General features: G+C 67.3%; 18 protein-coding genes and 1 tRNA gene. 9 read left to right on the plus strand and 10 right to left on the minus strand.

The window, feature by feature from the left end; translation table 11 throughout:
* Positions 1-35: 35 nt before the first annotated feature.
* The 4 genes from mgtE to CI089_RS00150 all read right to left on the minus strand — a co-directional run bounded on the left by mgtE (position 36) and on the right by CI089_RS00150 (position 5008).
* The gene (gene mgtE, locus CI089_RS00135; RefSeq protein ID WP_094259737.1) at positions 36-1394 is read right to left on the minus strand and encodes a magnesium transporter; all 1359 of its coding nucleotides are present in this window, start codon (positions 1392-1394) and stop codon (positions 36-38) included.
* A gap of 411 nt (positions 1395-1805) precedes the next feature.
* Positions 1806-2372, minus strand: a complete 567-nt coding sequence (locus tag CI089_RS00140; RefSeq protein WP_094259738.1) for an NADPH-dependent FMN reductase — start codon at positions 2370-2372, stop codon at positions 1806-1808.
* 102 nt (positions 2373-2474) lie between these two features.
* On the minus strand, positions 2475-3830 hold the full coding sequence (locus tag CI089_RS00145) for an SLC13 family permease (protein ID WP_094259739.1): 1356 nt from the start codon (positions 3828-3830) through the stop codon (positions 2475-2477).
* Positions 3831-3895: 65 nt separating this feature from the next.
* Positions 3896-5008 carry a PrpF domain-containing protein gene (locus CI089_RS00150; protein ID WP_094259740.1) on the minus strand — a complete coding sequence of 371 codons (1113 nt, stop codon included), beginning with the start codon at positions 5006-5008 and terminating at the stop codon, positions 3896-3898.
* A gap of 238 nt (positions 5009-5246) precedes the next feature.
* Between CI089_RS00150 and CI089_RS00155 the strand changes: the two genes are divergently transcribed.
* From CI089_RS00155 to CI089_RS00175, 6 genes are all read left to right on the plus strand, one after another.
* A complete protein-coding gene (locus tag CI089_RS00155; protein ID WP_094259741.1) occupies positions 5247-6158 on the plus strand; it encodes a LysR family transcriptional regulator in 912 nt (303 codons plus the stop codon).
* A gap of 147 nt (positions 6159-6305) precedes the next feature.
* Entirely contained in the window at positions 6306-6560 is a 255-nt protein-coding gene (locus tag CI089_RS00160; RefSeq protein WP_094259742.1) for a helix-turn-helix domain-containing protein, read from the plus strand.
* Between the two features lie 133 nt (positions 6561-6693).
* Positions 6694-7035 carry a helix-turn-helix transcriptional regulator gene (locus tag CI089_RS16720; RefSeq protein WP_094259743.1) on the plus strand — a complete coding sequence of 114 codons (342 nt, stop codon included), beginning with the start codon at positions 6694-6696 and terminating at the stop codon, positions 7033-7035.
* A 282-nt stretch (positions 7036-7317) separates the two neighbouring features.
* The gene (locus CI089_RS16510) at positions 7318-7452 is read left to right on the plus strand and encodes a hypothetical protein (RefSeq protein ID WP_256977314.1); all 135 of its coding nucleotides are present in this window, start codon (positions 7318-7320) and stop codon (positions 7450-7452) included.
* A 900-nt stretch (positions 7453-8352) separates the two neighbouring features.
* Positions 8353-9114, plus strand: coding sequence for a Hachiman antiphage defense system protein HamA (locus CI089_RS00170; RefSeq protein ID WP_094259744.1), 762 nt, complete (start codon positions 8353-8355; stop codon positions 9112-9114).
* Positions 9104-12742, plus strand: coding sequence for a DEAD/DEAH box helicase (locus CI089_RS00175; protein WP_094259745.1), 3639 nt, complete (start codon positions 9104-9106; stop codon positions 12740-12742). Before CI089_RS00170 ends, CI089_RS00175 begins: the two co-directional genes overlap by 11 nt.
* A gap of 973 nt (positions 12743-13715) precedes the next feature.
* Here the strand turns inward: CI089_RS00175 and CI089_RS16775 are convergent.
* Positions 13716-13856: a hypothetical protein gene (locus CI089_RS16775; protein WP_441338595.1), complete on the minus strand. Its 141-nt coding sequence runs from the start codon at positions 13854-13856 to the stop codon at positions 13716-13718.
* 96 nt (positions 13857-13952) lie between these two features.
* Positions 13953-14078, minus strand: coding sequence for an AAA family ATPase (locus CI089_RS16780; protein ID WP_441338596.1), 126 nt, complete (start codon positions 14076-14078; stop codon positions 13953-13955).
* Between the two features lie 92 nt (positions 14079-14170).
* Here CI089_RS16780 and CI089_RS00185 point away from each other — a divergent pair, with 92 nt between their 5' ends.
* Positions 14171-14347, plus strand: coding sequence for a hypothetical protein (locus CI089_RS00185; RefSeq protein WP_179223177.1), 177 nt, complete (start codon positions 14171-14173; stop codon positions 14345-14347).
* Here CI089_RS00185 and CI089_RS00190 read toward each other — a convergent pair.
* Positions 14336-14411: transfer RNA gene (locus CI089_RS00190), tRNA-Ala, on the minus strand. The genes CI089_RS00185 and CI089_RS00190 overlap by 12 nt on opposite strands.
* A 57-nt stretch (positions 14412-14468) precedes the next feature.
* Between CI089_RS00190 and CI089_RS00195 the strand changes: the two genes are divergently transcribed.
* The gene (locus tag CI089_RS00195; protein ID WP_094259746.1) at positions 14469-15668 is read left to right on the plus strand and encodes an amidohydrolase family protein; all 1200 of its coding nucleotides are present in this window, start codon (positions 14469-14471) and stop codon (positions 15666-15668) included.
* A gap of 29 nt (positions 15669-15697) precedes the next feature.
* Here the strand turns inward: CI089_RS00195 and CI089_RS00200 are convergent, their stop codons facing one another.
* From CI089_RS00200 to galU, 3 genes are all read right to left on the minus strand, one after another.
* Entirely contained in the window at positions 15698-16594 is an 897-nt protein-coding gene (locus CI089_RS00200; RefSeq protein WP_094259747.1) for a hypothetical protein, read from the minus strand.
* A 72-nt stretch (positions 16595-16666) separates the two neighbouring features.
* Positions 16667-17308 (minus strand): GNAT family N-acetyltransferase, encoded by a 642-nt coding sequence (locus tag CI089_RS00205; RefSeq protein ID WP_094259748.1) that lies wholly within the window; start codon positions 17306-17308, stop codon positions 16667-16669.
* Positions 17309-17327: 19 nt separating this feature from the next.
* Positions 17328-18206, minus strand: a complete 879-nt coding sequence (gene galU / locus CI089_RS00210) for a UTP--glucose-1-phosphate uridylyltransferase GalU (protein ID WP_094259749.1) — start codon at positions 18204-18206, stop codon at positions 17328-17330.
* 66 nt (positions 18207-18272) lie between these two features.
* Here galU and CI089_RS00215 point away from each other — a divergent pair, with 66 nt between their 5' ends.
* Positions 18273-18869, plus strand: coding sequence for a 5-formyltetrahydrofolate cyclo-ligase (locus CI089_RS00215; RefSeq protein ID WP_023954641.1), 597 nt, complete (start codon positions 18273-18275; stop codon positions 18867-18869).
* The last annotated feature ends 8 nt before the right edge of the window (positions 18870-18877 follow it).

Raw genomic sequence — 18877 nt, forward strand, 5'->3', positions numbered from 1 at the left:
CATGGCTCCCGCCACCACGGCGCCGTGTCGGGGGCTCAGATCTGCAGGATGGCGCGGGCGATCAGGAAGTACAGGATCAGGCCGCTGGCGTCGACGAACGTCGTGATGAACGGGTTTGAGAAGACCGCGGGATCGACCCTGATCGCACGTGCGAGAAGCGGCATGACTCCCCCGACCGTCGCGGCCATCGTGCACACCGCGATCAGGGTCGCCCCGATGACGAGACCGATGCGCGGCTCGTACACGAGCGACGTCACCGCGAATCCGACGAGCCCCAGGATGCTGCCGAGGAAGAACCCCACACGCACCTCACGGCTCAGCACTCGAACCACGTCGCGAGGTCGCACGTCACCCAGCGCGAGCGCGCGCGTGACCGTCGTCGCCGCCTGGTTGCCGGTGTTGCCACCGGTTCCGATGAGCAGCGGGACGAACAGCGCGAGTACCGTGATCTGGGCGAGCGTCGCCTCGAACGCCGACAGCACCTGTACCGTCAGGGTCGCTCCGACCGCCAGCACCAGCAACCAGACGACCCGCGATCGCACGATCTGCAGGATCGGCGTCGAGAGGTAGGGCCGGCGCAGGGGTTCGGCGCCACCCTGGCGCGCGGCATCCTCGCTCTCCTCGTGCTCCAGGATGCGGGCGGCGTCGTCGACCGTCAGGATGCCGACGAGGCGCTCCTCGCTGTCGACGATGGGCAGCGCGAGCAGCCCTCGCTCGGTGCAGCGACGCGCGGCGGTCTCGGCGTCATCGTCCACGCCCGCCGTCTGCGCGGTCTGCATGATGTCGCGCACACCGGCGTCGGGATCGGCGGCGAGCAGATCGCGCAGGCTGACGACTCCGGCGACACGACGACCCGCGTCGACGACGGGCAGCGTGTACACCGTCTCGGCGTCGTGCAGTCGCGCGCGCACCCGATCGAGCGCTCCTGCGACCGTGCTGCCGATCGGAACCGACACGAACTCCGGGCTCATGCGGCGCCCGATGGATCCGCGACGGTAGCCGAGCACGGCGGCCGTCATCTCGCGCTCATGAGCGGGAAGCCCGCGCATCAGCCGGGATGCGAGCGAGGCCGGCAGCTCGTCGACGAGCCAGGCGCGGTCGTCGGGGTCGAGGTCACCGAAGATGTGCGCCACCTCGGCGTCGCGCAGGTCGCCGATGAGCTCGCCCTGCATGTTCGGCGAGAGCGCTTCGAACACCTGCAGCGCGTGGTCCTTCGGCAGCAGCCGGTAGGCGACGGCGCGGCGACGACCGTCGAGTCGCTCGAGCACCTCGGCGAGACGCTCGGGCTCGACATCGGCGAGAGCGGCCGCGGCGGACGGCAGATCACCCCGCGACAGGGGTGCGGCGATGCCGTCGACGACGATGGTCAGTTCGTTGATCTGCTCCGGAGTCATGGGAGCCCTCCTCATGTGGACGCGCGCACGTCCGTGGCATCGTCACGGAGACGACGGCACGGAGAACATCGCGAAGCCTGCTGGTGCGACGCACCGCGGCTCGTCCGCTCAGGAGTCGATTCGGTCGACGAGCGGGTCGGCAGCGGACGCGGCGCTGATGATTTCGCGATGGCAACTATCACCGCTCATTGAGCACCTCACCTCGCTTCCTTTTTCTCGCAGGTCGACGACGGGCAGAAGAGGATCTGCCGTCGATCAGGGGCCGGGCGGCGCCGAACGGATGCCGCAGGCCGATGCCCCGCCGACCATCGTATGCCCTTCGACCTGGGAGAAACCGCCGCACGCCGACGGCATCACGACGACAGGGCGCCGGGCCATGTGGCCGGGCGCCCTGTCGAGAGGGTCTGCTGATCAGCTGGCGGCAGCGAGGTTCTTCGCGACGTGCGCGTGCACGGCCTTCAGCCACGAGAGCAGGAACTCCGACGTCGACTCGTTCGTCACGGTGCCGTCGTCGTCGATCAGGCCCTCGGTGAGCTGCAGGTAGCCCTCGGGCTGCGAGAGCTCGGGCGACGCAAGGAACGAGAGGATCGAGCGCAGGTGCTGCTGCGCGACGGCGGTGCCCACCGCGCCGATGGAGATGCCGATGACAGCGGACGGCTTGCCGGCGAAGCTGTTGTCGCCCCACGGACGGCTCGCGGTGTCGAGAGCGTTCTTCAGGACGCCGGGCACCGAGCGGTTGTACTCGGGGGTGACGATGATGACGCCGTCGGCCTTCTCGACCGCAGCCTTGAACTCGGCAGCCTCGGCGGGGATCGACGCGTCGTTGTCAGCCGAGTAGAACGGCAGCGGTGCGATCGGGATCTCGGTCAGCTCGAGGTCGGCCTGCGGGGCGAGCTTGGTGAGCGCCTTCGCCAGACGACGGTTGATCGAGGTCGACGAGATGCTGCCGACGATGACGCCGACGTTGTACGTGGTCATGGATGAAACCTCCCGAGGGATCAATTCAGTTGCATGCATTCTACGCCCCCTCGCCGCCCAGCTCGCGCCGCACGCGACCCCCGCCGCACGCTCGCGGACTCGTCAGAGCGAGAACGGCACGACGAGCGCAGCCCAGGCAAGGAAGGGGCCGATCAGCACGATGACCCCGGAGTAGCGCAGAATCCGCTGGTAGAACGCGGGCGGGTCGACGTTCTGGGCGTTCGCGAGGACGAGCGCGCCGTTGGTCGAGAACGGTGAGACATCGACGACCTTCGCGGCGATCGCGACCGCAGAGATCGCCATCCCGCCGGCGACAGGGCTGTCCTGGATGAGCGGCAGGAGCATCGGGATCGAGATCGCGATGACCGCCGTCGACGAGGCGAACGCCGAGACGACACCGGCCATGACGCAGAGCACGAGCACACCGATGAGGGGCGAACCGAGGCTGCCGATCCCGTTCGCGACCCATTCGATCGCGCCGGCTTCTTCGACGATGCTGATGTAGGTGATCATGCCCGCGACGAGCAGGATGGTCGACCAGCTGATGCCCTCGACCGCCGCGGTGAGGTGCTTCTTCTCGATGAAGGCGATCAGGGTGCCGGCGACGAGCGCGAGGATGCCGATGTCGAGGTGGAACACCATGGCCCCGACCGCCAGCCCCAGCAGGGCGAGCAGCGTCAGAACCTGAGCCGGCGTCGTTCGCACGCGAGGGGTCTGGAGCGTCTGCGTGAGCGTGAGGACCGAGCCCTGCTCGGCGCCGCCGACGGAGATGTTCCCCGTTGCGGGCACGCGGGGTCCGGGCACCGCGCCGCCATCGCCGGTGCTGGTCTCCGCAGCGCCGGAGTACGCTCCCCCGCGAAGGCGGTTCTTCCACGAGAAGAACAGCTGCGTCAGGATCGCGATCAGCGTCGAGTAGACGAATGCCGTCACGAACAGCACCATGGGCGAGAAGCCGGGGATGTCGCCCACCATGCCGCTGACGAGCAGGCCGAGCACCGAGATCGGCGAGAGCGAACCCGCCAGCGCTCCGTAGACGACGGTCATTCCCACCGGCAGCGGGTCCAAGCCGTGCTTGGCCGCGAAGCTGAGCGCGACGGGGGCGACGAGGGCGACGGCGGCCGGCGGGAACGTGCCCATGGCCGTGAGGATCGCGGCGACCCCGAAGAGCACCCACGGCACCAGCGCCGTCCGGCCCCGCACGAGGCGGACACCACGGTCGACGATCAGGTCGACCGTGCCGTTGAGCTTCGCGACGGCGAAGAGGTAGGTGACGCCGACGATTGTGAGGAAGAGGTCGGCGGGGAAGCCGGCGAGCATCTGCTTCTCGTCGAGGCCGAGCACGAGCGTTCCGACGAGGAAGGTACCGATGAATCCGAGGATGCCGATGTTGATCGGCCGCACGGTGGCGATGATGACCATCGCGAACAACGCGAGTATCGAGATGAGTTCTGGTGACATCGTTGTCTCCCAACGGGGGTTGGCGGCGGCCGGATCCGCCTCGGCGAGGCCGGCCGCCTATCTGATCATCGGACGAGGAGGGCTCCCTCGACCAGTCCCGACGCGTGATCGGGCAGTTGCTCCAGCGGCAGGGTGACGGAAGCGTCCGCCAGCCGCCGCGCCGAGCGGGTGATGCCGACCGCGGGCAGGGCGCCGTGTCGGCCGATGCGGGTGCTGACGACACCCGACGGCGTGCGAAGCGAGGTGACGCCGAGGGCGCCTCGCGCGGCCATCCTCGACACGACGGTGCCAGGAGTCGCCGCCGCCAGCGTGAGCGCGACGCTGCCGGTGATCGCAATGGCCGGGTGGGCCTTGCCCATCGACATCATCGTGACCCCGAAGTCGTGATCGTCCGCGCTGCGGGGCGACACCAGGGCGACCTTGGGCACCGCTTTGAGCGCGGCGGCGGCGGTCGCCGCGAGCCCCATGCGGACGGCGCCTTCGCGACGGATGCGGTCGATGCGGGCCAGCAGCTCGGGTCGCGCATCGATGTCGGCGGGGGTCTCGAGCCCGGTCAGGCCCAGCGCCGACGCCTCGGCGACGACGACGGGCGCTCCCCCGTCGATCAGCGTCACCGGGACGCCGTCGATGTCCTCGATCGCCAGACCGGACGGCAACAGCCGGCCCGTCGTGCGGCCGGCCGGGTCGACGAACCAGAGCACGACCTCGAGGCCCGCGAACGGGACCCCGACGATGCGCGCGTCGCCCGACTCGTCGAACATGCCGCCGGGAGTGGGGACCTCCGCCACGATCAGCTGACCGGTGTTGGTGTTGAAGATGCGCACGGACGTTCGGTCACCGCGGGGCGTCAGCCACCCCGCGTGCAGAGCAAAGGGCGCGACAGCGGCCGAGCAGTTGCCGCAATTGCTCGACCAGTCGACCCGGCCGTCGGCGAGGCCGATCTGGGCGAAGGTGTAGTCGATGTCGGCGTCGTCTCGCCGGCTCGGCGCCAGGATGACGGCCTTGCTGGTGGTGGAGGTCCCGCCGCCGAGGCCGTCGATCTGGCGCTCGTCCGGGCTGCCGTACAGGCGCAGCAGGATGTCGTCGACGGGTGCGCCGACACGCTCCAGCTCGTCGCGGCTGAAGACCCAGCACTTGCTGGTGCCGCCCCGCATGAGTGTCGCCGGAATCTCCAACATGGCCGCCTCCCGAGGTGTCGGCATCCATGCTCGCTCCGAGCACCGTGCAGCGAAATCGCGGATCACTTCACACCCGTGAAGGAACGCTTCAGAAGCCTCAACGCCGAGATCCCGGCCATCTGCTATGCAGTCACGCCAAACGTGTCATATCGATGAGCTGCAATCGTGAAGTCCCGCTTCATCCGCTTTCAGCGTGCGAGCTCTCGCCTGTACGGTGAAGGCGGAAAGCGAGGCCCCCATGCTCGATGTGCGACGACTGGCTGTTCTGGTGACGATCCTCGACCACGGATCGCTGACCGCAGCGGCGAAGACGCTGGGGTACTCCCCCTCGGCGCTGTCGCAACAGCTGCAGCGCCTCGAGCAGGAGGTCGGTCAGCCGCTGGTGCGGCGCCAGCCACGCGGCGTCGTCGCGACCGAGGCGGGCGCGCTGCTCGCCGGGCACGCCCGGTACGTCTTGCGCCGGCTGCGGGCGGCGGAGTCCGAGCTGGGCGAACTCGCCGGTCTGCGGCGCGGACGCATCGCGGTCGGCACGTTCCCGACGATCGGCACCACGCTCATGCCGGTCGCGATCAGCCGCTTCCGGCGGGACTACCCCGATGTGCGCCTCGACGTACACAGCGCCCGGTTCGACGAACTCGTCGCCGCTCTGCAGGAGAACACGATCGGCCTGTCGCTGCTGTGGGACTACGAGTGGAACCGCATCGATGAGCCCGACCTCTCGATCACTCCCCTCTTCGAAGACCCCACGGTGCTGGTGGTCTCGCAGGACCACCGCCTCGGGCGCACGCGTCACGCGACGATGTCGATGCTCCGGCACGAGGAGTGGATCGTCCGAAAGCGCGACCACCCGGTCGCCGAGGTCCTGGAGCGCAGCTGCCGGGCCGCTGGATTCAGCCCGACCATCGCGTTCGAGGCCAACGACTACCAGGAAGCCCTCGCAATGGTGAGCGTCGGGCTCGGCGTGGCTCTGGCTCCGCGTACGGCTGTGCAGTCCGCACGGCCGGACGTCCGTATCGTCAGCCTCGGCCAGGACGCACCCTCGCGGCGCGTCGTCATCGCGCATCGCAGCGATCGCGTCCGCCCACCCGGGGAGCGCGCGATGCACCAGATCCTCGTCAACGTCGCCCAAGAGCAGCTCGTCGCCGGCTGATCTGCCGCATATGCAGAAACCGGCAACCTGATGGATGCCGGTTTCTCGTTTTGGTGGAATCGGCGGTCAAGCAGGGGGCACGCCCTGTCCAATCCGGTCCGGTTCCGGGTACTCGGCAGGCGCAGAAGCGGCTCGAAGCCGCCTCGATTGACGCTGGTCGATGGCTACCTCGCCGGTCAGACGGTGGAGGAGCTTGGCACCGAGTTCGGCATCGAACGCCGCACGGCAGGCGCGCACCTGCACCGGCGAGGCGTCCCGATGCGGCAACGCGGCATGTCGCTCGCACAGGAAGAGGAAGCGTTCGCGTTGGGGGACCGTGGCTGGTCGCTGGCTCGGATCGGCGCCTTGCTCGATGTGTCGGCCGGAACGGTCCGGAATCACCTGTCTCCCGGCAGACCTTGAAGCTGACCGCCAGTCCTCGCATCGATGGGTGACGATGCGCATCGCGTTTGCGAGGTCGTGCAATAGGCGTCCGGGGTGGGGCGCATCGAACGAAACAGAGTGCTGAAATTCAACATCTGCGACCCCTTCGTGTGTGGACGATGCAGATGAGCGTCTGAATGTACGCGAGACGGCCAAGCGTCTCGGCGTGCATGAGAACAACGTCCGTTCCTTCGCCAAGGAAGGCATCCTTCCTGACGCCCGGGTGCCGGGGACGAAGTTCTCCAGATTCCGCGCGAGGGACGTGGAGCGCCTGAGGGCCCAGCGAGGGGCGGTCGCGCTCAGCCTCGCAGCCGAGCGCCGCACGGTGAATCCGGAGCTCGTTACCGCTGGCCAGCTGGCTCAGTGGCCGGCGACGAGCGGTAGAGATTGCCAGGCATACTTCCCTGAGCTCATCAGGAGGCTGCCTTCCCTGAGCTCATCACCAGGCTGCTAGCAGAGACGCCCGGGGCTGGTCAGATCTCGATCCGCACAGGTGACGGAGTGCTGCCTGCCGGAAACGACGGCACCGCCACCCTTGAACAGCAGACCAAGCTCTTGCCAGCCGGGCGGATCAGGTTTGAGTTCGGCACCAACCAGGACATCAGGGCGAAGGCGAATATGGACTACGAAGCCCGGAAGAGATCCGCAGCCATAGACGAGACGTTCGTCTCTGCAACACCGCGCAGATGGCAGGCTCAGGACGCGTGGGTCGCCGAGCGGCAGACATGCCTGGTGGGTGCTTCACGACTGGCGCGGCTATCCGGGCAGGCAGGACGACGGCACGCTCGATGAAGCCGCCATGCAGAATTGCGTCGAACACGCCGCCTCCAGCTTTCTGACCTCGACCGGGGAAACATTAGCGATGAGCTGATCGGCCAAGCGTTCGCCCACGCCCCAAGCGACGACGACGGCATCTGGCCGCCCAAGCCAGTCCGCGATCTGATCGAGTCTATCGGCCGCCGCGACCTGGAAAACGGCATGATTAACGGCCACCTCAACAGTCGAGGCATCACTACCCGCGGAGTGTACGACGGCGGCGCACAGGAACGAGCACTTGCGGCACAATACAAGCAATGGAGCCTGGATACTCAGCCCATTGGCCCCGAACTGCCCGAATCCTTCGCGCAATCGCAACTCACACGAGCGAGACGCGGCCCGCGAGGACGAACGGGCGCAACTCGATCAGGATCTTGATTGACGTCAAACACGCCCGCGGAACTCTCGCTGTTCGAACAGTGTCCGTGAGCTGCCGCATCCGGGCCTGTTGCGGGCACTCGGCAGGTGCAGAATCGGCTCGACGTGCCCTCGGTCGACGCCCTGGTCAACGGCTACCTGAGCGGTCGGAGCGTGTACGAGCTGGCCGCCGAGTTCGGCATCGAACGCGGTTGCGCGTGACCATCTTGCCCCGTGCCCGCGGCGCTGCATCACACTTGCTACGGTGTCCTCACGAGCAGCCACCTAACCGGGACACAAGTCCCGGAGTTGCGGCGGGCTCCGTCTTGGGCGGTGACCCTGCCGGTGCTGAGACCGGCCGTGTGCGACGATGGCTGGATCGCCTCGACGCTGTTTGCGGACTCAATGCACCTTTTCGGTCAGAACCGAAGCGAAATCTTTCCGGATTCACTAGGATTTCGAAGCGTTCCATCATCGATGAGAACGCAGCTGGCGCGTGGCATGTGGCGGCAGAGTGGGTTTCGGTACGAGCGTACCGGCGTGCAACACCCCAGAGATGGCACTGGCACGCCTTTCCGATCCAATGTGAGGTCCCGACATGACTGACTTCTTTAGCTCATGGTGCGAGCCGCCGAAGGACGAGGCAATCGGCAAGCACCTCTCTCGTCTCTTGACTTCAGAGGACGACGAAGCCGGCATTGACGCCGTCGTGACGTTGCTTCCCCGGACGTATGCCAAGAGAGAGAACCTCAAGCGGATTGCGAAGCGCCACGGCAAGGAGGGCGTCGCGAAGCTCCTCAGCAACAAGGTGCCGAAGACGAAGAACGGTCGTTCTGGTGACATGGGCGAGATCCTCGGCACCGCGTACGTCCAGACCACGATGGGTTACACCACCGGGCCGAGCCGACTCATCGAGCGCGACCACCAAGAGTGGGCCTTGCGAGGCGACGACGTCCTGGGGGCGCGCCTGAGCGGCCAGAAGCTCGAACTGGTCAAGGTCGAGGCGAAGAGCCGAGCCAAAGCCGACAAGGCAACCGTCACACAGGCCCGGGAAGGTTTGCGCCGCAACGGTGACCTCGCGTCGCCACACTCGCTGACACAGTTCGCCGAACGGCTCCTCAAGAAGGACGAGGCACTGAGTGACGCTCTCAACGACGTGCTGCAGAAGAGCGGACTTCGCCCGGGTCAGCTCGCTCACGTCATGTTCATCTTCTCGGGCACCCACCCGGTCAGCCATGTTCGTGATGACCTCAAGGCATACAACGGCAACGTATCCCAAACGACAGTGACCGTCCGAGTAGGTGCCCACCAGGAATTCATCCGCAAGAGCTACGACTCGGTGGTGACCCATGCCCCGTGATGTTGCCGCCCTGGCCACCCAGCTCGCCGAGGCTACCGAGGCGGGATTCCGGGGGAGGCTCCTGGCGCGGGGACAAGCCCAGTCCATGATCCGGCGAGACGGTCAGCTCCCCGACGACTCCCAGAATTTCAGCGCATATCTCGACCAAGACCTCTTGGACTACGGCTACTCGCTCATGAGTACCGCGCTGCGCATCTTCGAGGCCGATCGAACAGAGGACGCCAGCACCGAAGCAGAAGTCGCGCGACAGGTGGCCACGAGTCGCGACGCCTTCCTGCAAGCGTCCTACGCGCTGGAAGCTGCCACACGAAATGCCGCCCGCGAGACCCCTGAGATCGCCTTTCATCGGCTGATCGCCGGCGCCGCGAGCCACATGGCAGGCTACGCTGCCCGCGCCTTCTCCCTGGTTGAAGCAAGCCGCGTTAGCGGCCGTTTGTCGCCGATGGAGTTGACGCTCGCCGACCTAGTCATGCGCGACCTTCGAGGAATCGAGGGGCGCACCCTGCGCGTGCGCTCTGCGCCCGAGGTCTCTGACGAAGCGCTCGCCGACGCGATGTCGCGGTACGACGAGACTGAGCCCGGTGACGAGGACTCTGACGGTCCGGTCGACGTCGAAACGAACACCTGGGATGGGGGGGCCGGTCCGGAAGATCTCAGCGACCTAGGACCAGTCACTCTTCTGCTGAGCGAGCACTACCTATCATCGGTCTCCACGGCCCTATTCGCCATCGCGTTCGGGCGTGATGCTCTTCTCGCGGACGCTATCGCCGACCTGCAACTCGGAGAAGACGCGTCTGATGACATTGCAGCGCCTGGCCCGTGGTGGGTCTTCCGGCTCACGCGCCACATTGTGGCGGACCTTGCCAAGACCAGCATCAGACGGAACTTGCCGAGCGACCCCCCGGGTGGTGGCGACACCGTCAGTGCGAACGAGCGGCCTGGCCGCGAGGGTCGCGACTCCAGCACCGAGGTCGCGAGCACGAGCCCGTCCCATCGAGCTAAGCGCCTGTGGCATCGGCTTCGACTAACTTATGTCGCTGCGTTGCTAGCCCGAGAACGGGCCGAGATCGACCTGTGGCCCTCGCAACTGCACGTCGTAGACCGAATCTTTGCCAACACGGACGACCTGGTGGTGGCACTTCCCACCAGCGCGGGCAAGACCCGCATCGCAGAGCTATGCATCCTGCGCTGCCTGGCTCAGAAGCGTCGCGCCGTGTATGTGACACCGCTACGAGCGCTGTCCGCTCAGACTGAACGCATCCTCGAGGAGACGTTCGCACCGCTAGGAGCGCAGGTGTCCTCGCTGTACGGAAGCATGGGGGCCAACGACCTCGACGGCGACGCATTACGATCAAGCGACATCGTGGTAGCGACACCCGAGAAGCTCGACTTCGCGCTTCGATCCGAGCCAACCGTCCTGGACGACGTCGGGCTCATCATCCTCGACGAGGGGCACATGATCGGCGCCGAAGAACGCGAGGTCCGCTACGAGGCGCAGATTCAGCGTCTGTTGCGCCGCGCCGACGCAGACACGCGCCGCATTGTCTGCCTCTCAGCGGTCTTTCCGGAGAATGAAGAGCTCGATGACTTCGTCGATTGGATCACCGACGACGCTCCGGAGGGATTGCACAAGGAGAACTGGCGCCCGACTCGGCAACAGTTCGGTCTGGTCGAGTGGCGAAAGGGTGGTTACGCCCGTCTCAGTGTGACGGTTGGCGATGACCAGCCGTACATTCCGAGATACCTCGAGGCGAAGCCTCCTGCCGGAAAGCGGAAGCTCGCGTTCCCCAAGAACCAGAACGAACTGACGCTTGCGACTGCTTGGCGCCTGGTCGAAGAAGGCCAGACCGTCCTGATCTTCTGCCCGCTAAGGGTCTCAGTCGGGACGCTCGCAACACTTATCGTCAAACTCCACCAGCAGGGACTGATCGACTCAGTCATGCCAGATGGCGTCGACATCGCGAACGCCGAGGCCGTCGGTACTGAGTGGTTCGGCGCCGACCACGACATCCTGAAGTGCCTGCGCCTCGGTGTGGCTATCCACCACGGTGCTCTGCCAGGACCTTTTCGCCGCGAGATCGAAGGCTTGCTGCACAACCGCATCCTGAAGATCACGGTCGCCTCACCCACGCTTGCGCAGGGTCTCAACCTGTCCGCGTCCGTGGTGCTTTTCTCCAGCCTCCACCGCAGCGGGAACGTGCTGAAGGGTTCAGAGTTCGCCAACGTCATCGGACGTGCCGGACGCGCGTTCGTCGACACCGAGGGACTCGTGCTATACCCGGTGTTCGAGCCGAGCGCGTACAAGCGCGACACGTGGTTGCAGTTAACTGACGGAGTCCGCTCTCGCGACTTGCAATCCGGGCTGATCCTCATAGGCAGAATGCTCCTGGAGCGTATGCGGGCGGCAGTTGGGGACTCCCGGCTGTCGCCATTCCTGGAGTATCTGACGGGGTCCGACTGGTCCTTCCCCACGGTGCCCGGCGAGGATTCGGCAGAACAGGAAGCCGCGTCGACGGCTTGGACCGCAGGCTTATCCATGCTGGACACCGCCATCCTTAGTGTGGTTGGTGATGAGGCCGCGGATCCCGCAGACGTCATCCAGGTTCTCGCCAATGCCATGCGGGATTCGTTGTGGGAACGGCAGCTCCGGCGGCTCGACGACGCGGACTCGCTTCTGATTCGTGCGGTCGTGGAGCAGCGCGCTCAACTTCTTTGGAACACCTCCAGCCCTGCGCAACGTCGCGGCTGGTACCTGGCCGGACTTGGCGCCGACGCGGGCAGTGAACTGGGGACTGCCGCAGCAGGTATCGTCTCCCTGACGAACGCTGCCGAGATCTCCATCGCAGAAGGTGAGACAGAGGATGCTGCCGACGGCCTCGTCAGCCTCGCGGCACGGGTGTTCAGCATCTCCACGTTCGCTCCAACGATCTCCGTCAACAACTGGCGAGCAGTGCTGGCCGGCTGGCTTGCGGGCGAACCGCTGAGCGAGATGGACGAGAAGCAGATGGATATCGCGCAGTTCATCGAAAACGACGTCATCTACCGGCTCGTGTGGGGCATCGAGGCAGCCCGTGTGTACGAGCTCGCACAGGGCAACCTCGCGGCTGAATTGATCAACGGATTCGCGACCGCTGCACTTGAGGCCGGGACGCTCAACCCTGCGGCCGCAGTCTTGCTGCGCTCGGGATTCGACCACCGTGCCGCCGCGATCAAGGCGGTAAACGACACGGGCGCCGATTTCACCGATGCAGTAGGGATGCGGGCGTGGTTGGACGACCTCGACCCCTGGTTGGCATCTGACTCTGCGTGGCCGACGGAGGCAAGTAGGGGTGCGTGGGAAGAATTCACCCGCCGACTGAGATCGCGTCGCCGCCGCCGTTGGGGGCAGCACGTTTTGTCGTTGGACGAGGTCGAGTGGTTCGAGGAGCCACCGAACGAAGGTGAGTGGCTACGCGTAAGCCACGACGGCTCAGAGACCGCGACCCTCTGGACGCCGGGGTTCGATCGGCTCGGAAAGGCCCACGTAGTCCTCAACAAGCACCGCGAGGGCCTGCTTCACGCCGTATGCGGAGATGGCGGAACGGTTCTACTTCGCTACCGCGGCCCCGACGACTGGCTCGTCAACTAGACCGACCATAACGGCATGTGGGCTCGGGGCGCTTTGCTTGGTCAGAACGGATCGGCTCCCGGGTTGAAGGATGCGAGTCATTGCAAAGCCGGCAAGAGCGGATGGAGCCTCTGATTCTGCTGATTACGAGGTAATCCGTCGGCCTGACGAACTAGCCAGCTCGTTCTGCACCTGCCTCGCCTCAGCGCTCATCGTGCCCGTCGCTTCCGAGATCAGCCCGGCGATAAGTCGCGGCGTATTGCGGGGGCGCTCGGAGCCGGCGGGCCGCTGTGTGGCCTTGGCGACGCGGTAGTGAAGGACGGCGGCGATGTCGTCGGCGTCGGTGAACCGGCGCGCGGAGACGAGGTGCGGCAGCAGCAGGTCGGCGTCGTGGTGGTTGGCCTCGGCCCGGCGCAGCTCAGCGGTCAGCGCACCAAACGCCGGGGAGCTGACCGCGGCCTCTACCTCGTCCTCGGTGAGCCCGGATGCTTGGACGAGACTCGCTCACCTGTCGTGCTGACCAGAGGCCGCGATCGTCTAGTACTCGGCGGCGAGCTGGGCGATCGACCTCCAGGCTTCTTGCTCGTCGGTGATGGTCTCCTGGGCGGAGAGCTCGGCGCCGACGTGCTGGAGCACCCCGCACAGCACGGATCGGGCGGTGGCTTCGGTGTTGTCGCCGGGGTGCGGCCCCTCGTGCGAGTCGTCGGGCTTGTCGACGGCGACATATGCCAGGTTCGCATCGCGGCCGCGGGTGAGGGCCGGTCGAGGTGTTCGACCACGTAGTCGGCTGGGAGCACGACCGCACCACCCCGCTTGCGGGTTGCGCGGCGGAGAGTGAGGGAGTCGTCGTCGACGACCTCGGTCACCGTCCATCGGTCGCCGTTGCGGACCCAGCCGCGGCCGGCGCGCAGGCGGCGGTCGTTGTGCCGGGTAATGACCGAGTCCCCGGTGGCGGCGAAGGTGCCGTCGTGCAACTCGACCTCGCGCAGCGCGTTCACCGTGCCGCCTCGAGGACCAGATCAGTCCGGGCGCGCTGGTTGAGCGCTTGGACGAGTTCGTTCGAGTCGGTGACCAGCACCGTCGCGCGGCCGGCGGGGCGGTCGGATCGCCACGCGGCGTAGGCGGAGTCGATCATCGCCTCAGTCTGGCCGCCGGTCACGCGGCCGTGCTTCATGTACGTGTCGATGAACTCCGTGTGCCCGTGCCAAAGGCCGAGGGAGGCGGTCTTCTCTCACGGGTTCGTGAAGCGGTGAATGTCGAACAGCTCGGGCGCATCGTCGCGGTCGTGGACGAGCAGCGAGAATGCCCCGGAGGCGGTCGGTGACCGGAGCTGGGCGCAGTCCCCGACCAGCAGCACCTTCGCCCTTCTACCTCGCCTGCGACGAGGGCCGTCTGCGGCTGTGCAACCAGGCGTGCTTCATCAAGACCACCCCCACCGAGAACCTAGACGTGACCTCGGAGTTCACCGGCGCCTACGAAACCATCCTCGACCCGACTAACCGCCTCAACGCCAAGTTCTGGCAGCGCACCAGCCAGCTCCGCCCCGACATTGACCTCAACAAGGAAGCAACCCTGCCCACCAATCACGGGGGCAGGGTTGGAACGTCGACCAAATGGTGGACCTGAGGGGATTCGAACCCCTGACCTCTTCATTGCGAACGAAGCGCGCTACCAACTGCGCCACAGGCCCGGAACTCCCCCACACTATCACGCTGTCGGGACTGCTCCGTGCGCGCACAATGGAGGGATGCACCACCCCGCGGCATCCGTCATTCGCAACGTCCGTGTCTCCGACGCCTCCGCCGTCGACATCCGCATCGCCGATGGCGTGATCACCTCCATCGAGCCGGCGACGCCGCAGGCGCCGCCCGCAGCCGCGGGCGACACTGGCCTCGAGATCGACGGCCGGGGAATGCTCGCGCTGCCCGGCCTCGTCAACGCTCATGCTCACGTCGACAAGTCGTGGTGGGGACTGCCGTGGCAGTCCTACGGCGGCGAGGGCGGCACCGACGGCCGCATTCGCCACGAGCGCGCCCGTCGCGACGAGCTGGGCATCCCGAGCGTCGCGACGACGGCGCACGTCCTCGAGCAGTTCGTCCGTCACGGCACGACGGCCATCCGCACGCACGTCGATGTCGACCTCGGCGTCGCCCAGCGTGGCATCGAGGCCGTGCGCGAAGCCGTGGCGGCATACGACGGCGCCCTCCAGGTTCAGATCGTGGCCTTCCCCCAGGACGGCGTGCTGCGCCGCCCCGGCGTCATCGACCTGCTCGACGAGGCGGCCGCCGCCGGCGCGGCGTTCATCGGCGGGCTGGATCCCGCGTCGATCGATCGCGACCCGGTCGGCCAGCTCGATGCGCTCTTCCGTGTCGCCGCCGACCGCGGCGTCGGTATCGACCTGCATCTGCACGACCCCGCCGAGCTCGGCGCCTTCCAGATCGAGCTCATCATCGAGCGCACCGAGCGTTTCAGTCTTGCGGGGCGCGTCAATCTCGCGCACGGATTCGCGCTCGCACAGGTGGGCGCGTCGCACCGACGCGACCTGCTCCAGGCGATGGCGGCGCTCGACATCACGATGACGACGGTCGCGCCCCTGCGCCTCCCCCAGCTGCCGCTTCACGAACTGGGTGCCGCGGGCGTGCGCTTCGGCTTCGGAACCGACGGCATCCGCGACCTGTGGAGCCCCTACGGCACCGGCGACCTGCTCGGCATCGCCTGGCAGTACGCCCGCGCCTCGAGCCTCGTCCGCGACGACGACCTGCGCCGTGTGGTCGACATCGCGACGGGTGGTTCGGCCCCCTTCGCGGGACTGCCGGCCGGCAGGATCGACGCGGGCTCTCGCGCCGACATCATCCTCGTCGACGCGGAGAACCCGATGGACGCGCTCGTGCGCACACCCGAGCGCGAGCTCGTCGTGGGGAACGGGCGCGTCCTGTTCCAGCGCTGAGCCGCAGGCGCGGCCCAGCAGCTCGATGATCAGCCGGCTGCGCGCTGAGCGAGGAGACGGCGGACGTGGTCCTCGATCTCCGCGTCATCGGCGAAAGCCGTGCGCGAGACATCTCCCGCTTTCGCGGCCCGGCTGGCGTCGAGGGATGCCGGCGCGCGGCGCGCGGCCTCGCGCTGGATCGCCTCACCGACGGCGGCCTGGCGCAGCGCTTCGCGCGCGTCGACCTCGTCGAGAACGGCCGCGGCACGCGAGCCGGCGGAGGCCGTGAGCGGGCGGGGCAGCTCGCGCGGCGTCCAGGTGGCACGCGCGTCCGCGAACTCGAACTCGGGCACGACAGCCGACGTCGCCTCGACGCGTGCGACGACGGCGGGAGCGGCGGCTGCCGAGCGCGCGGCGCGGCGAGCCACAGCGGCCATGCGGCTGAGGACAACGGTGGCGAGGAACAGAGTCGCGAGGCCCGCGATCAGGAGCGTGGCGGAACCGATCGACGCCAGCAGCCATGCACCGGTACCGGCAGCACCGAGGGCGAGGAGAGCGACGATCGTCGTCGCGAGGCGGAGACGACGACGGATACGGGCACGGTGCTCGGGCGACGTCATGCGCGCAGTGCGCGCGGCACGCACCTCACGGCGCGCTTCGATGAGCTGGCGGCGCTCGCTCTCGAGTCGCAGCTGCTCCTTCTCGTGCTGCACCTGGCGCGCGAGCTTCTGCTGCGCCAGCGCGGTGCGCGTCGAGAGCTCGACACGCACCTCTTCGGGCGCCTCAGCAGTCTCTGCGAGCACACGCAGCGCCTGGTTCAAGCGGACGGCGTTGCGTTCGGCGGCGTCGTAGCGGTAACGACTGTGCCAGGACGGCAGCAGATAGACCATCCACAACGCGACCGCGACGAGGACGATCACGCCGCCGCCGAGAACCTGCCCACCCATGGGGATAACCGTACGTGGCATCCCGCCCGCTGACACTTCAGACACAGGCGTGTCTGAAGTTCTTGTTCAACTTTAAGGTTCGAGCCCCGCCGCGCGGCGGTCGGCAAGCGGGACGGTCGCCGCGTCAGGCGGCACGGCGCCCTCGATCCAGCGCCCGAGGACACCTCGGGGCACCTCCTCCGCGACGAGCGCGAAGGCGAAGTGGTCGCGCCAGTCGCCGTCGATGTGGATGTAGCGACGGCGCAGTCCCTCGTAACGGAATCCGAGCTTCTCGACGACGCGCAGGCTCGCCCGGTTCTCGGGCCGAATGCAGATCTCCATGCGGTGCAGCCGCAGCTCCTCGAAGCAAAGATCCGTCGCGAGGGCGACGGCGGTCGGAGTGATGCTCTTGCCGGCGAACCGCTCGCTCACCCAGTACCCGATCGTCGCCGACGACAGCGAGCCGCGCGCGATGCCCCAGACGTTCAGCTGGCCGGCGATCTGCCCCTCGTGCTCCATGACGAAGGGCACCCCGCTGCCGTCGCGGTACTGCTGCAGCAGACGCCGAATGCCGAGCCTCATGTCGAACGACACGGGACCATCGGGACTCGTCGCCTCCCACCGCTGCAGCCACGAACGATTCGCCAGCAGCTCGGACTGCAGGGTGCGGGCGTCGCGCGGCCTGATCAGCCGTATCGCCACCGGTCCGTGGTGGCGGGGTGCGGTGGCATCCACGCGCGTTCCCGTTCTCGTGTCAGAGGGTCCCGACGAAGTCCTTCAGCCACGGCCGCAGCTCAGGACCGAGGTCATCGCGATCGGAGGCGAGCTGAACGATCGCCTTGATGTAGTCGAGCCGGTCGCCCGTGTCGTAACGGCGTCCGCGGAAGACGACGCCGAGCACGCCCTCGGTCGTCGCGAGCTCCTGCAGTGCGTCGGTCAGCTGGATCTCGCCGCCCTTGCCCGGCTCGGTGCGCTCGAGGATGTCGTACACGTTGGGCTTGAGGACGTAACGACCGATGATCGCGTAGTTGGAGGGCGCGTCCTCCTTCTTCGGCTTCTCGACGAGTCCGGTGACCTTGACGACATCCGGGTCGTCGGTCGGCTCGACCGCCGCGGCGCCGTAGAGGTGGATCTGGTCGGGGTCGACCTCCATGAGGGCGACGACCGTCAGACCCGAGCGCTCCTGCTCGGCGAGCATCTTCGGCAGCAGCGGGTCGCGCTCGTCGATCAGGTCGTCGCCGAGCATGACGGCGAACGTCGAGTCACCCACGTGGGCGCGGGAACGCAGCACCGCATGCCCCAGACCCTTCGGCTCGCCCTGGCGGACGAAGTGGATGTCGGCGAGGTCGGACGATTCCTGAACCTTGCGGAGCTTCACGTCATCGCCCTTGCGGGTGAGGTTGTGCTCGAGCTCGGGAACGGAATCGAAGTGATTCGACAGGTTGTTCTTGTTGCGCCCGATGATGATCAGAACGTCGTCGATGCCTGCCTGGGTCGCCTCTTCGACGACGTACTGGATCGCCGGCTTGTCGACGACGGGCAGCATCTCCTTCGGCATCGCCTTCGTGGCGGGAAGGAAGCGGGTGCCGAGGCCTGCGGCGGGGATGACCGCCTTGATGCGCTGCTGAGACATGGGACCACCATATCGATCAGGTGCCGCAGACGAGCCGTAACGCGCACAGCCTTTACAATCGGGGGCATGTCCGACGCGATCGACAACGCCAAGCGCGCGCTGCGGGCGGACCTCCGCGAACGCCGGTACGGGATGTCGGATGCCGCGCGCGAGTCGGCCGCCGACGGCATCCGCGAGCAACTCCGCGAGCTCGTGGCGAGAACCGGCGCCCGCTCGATCTCGTGCTACCTCTCGGCACCGACCGAGCCGGGCACCCGTGCGTTCATCGACGAAGCCGTCGCGGCCGGCGTCCGGGTGCTCCTTCCCATCAGCCGGAACGACGGTCTGCTCGACTGGGTCGTCGCCGAACCGGGCGCCGCCGTCGCGGACGGCCTCTTCGGGGTGCCCGAGCCGATCGGCGAAGTGCTCAGCCCCATCGCCGTCAGCGACGTCGATCTCCTCGTCATCCCGGCCGCGGCGGTCGACGCCGCGGGCATGCGGCTCGGCTGGGGTCGCGGATACTTCGACAAGACCCTCGGTTCGATGGAGAACCGCCCGCCGGTGTACGCCGTGCTCTTCGACTCCGAACTCGTCGACGAGGTGCCGCGCGATCTGCACGATCAGCCGGTCACCGGCGTCGTCACTCCCACCAGAACCGTCGTCCTCGCTCCCGAGGCGCACTGAACACCGAG

The organism is Microbacterium sp. Yaish 1, assembly GCF_002245215.1.
In the GTDB taxonomy this organism is placed as follows: domain Bacteria; phylum Actinomycetota; class Actinomycetes; order Actinomycetales; family Microbacteriaceae; genus Microbacterium.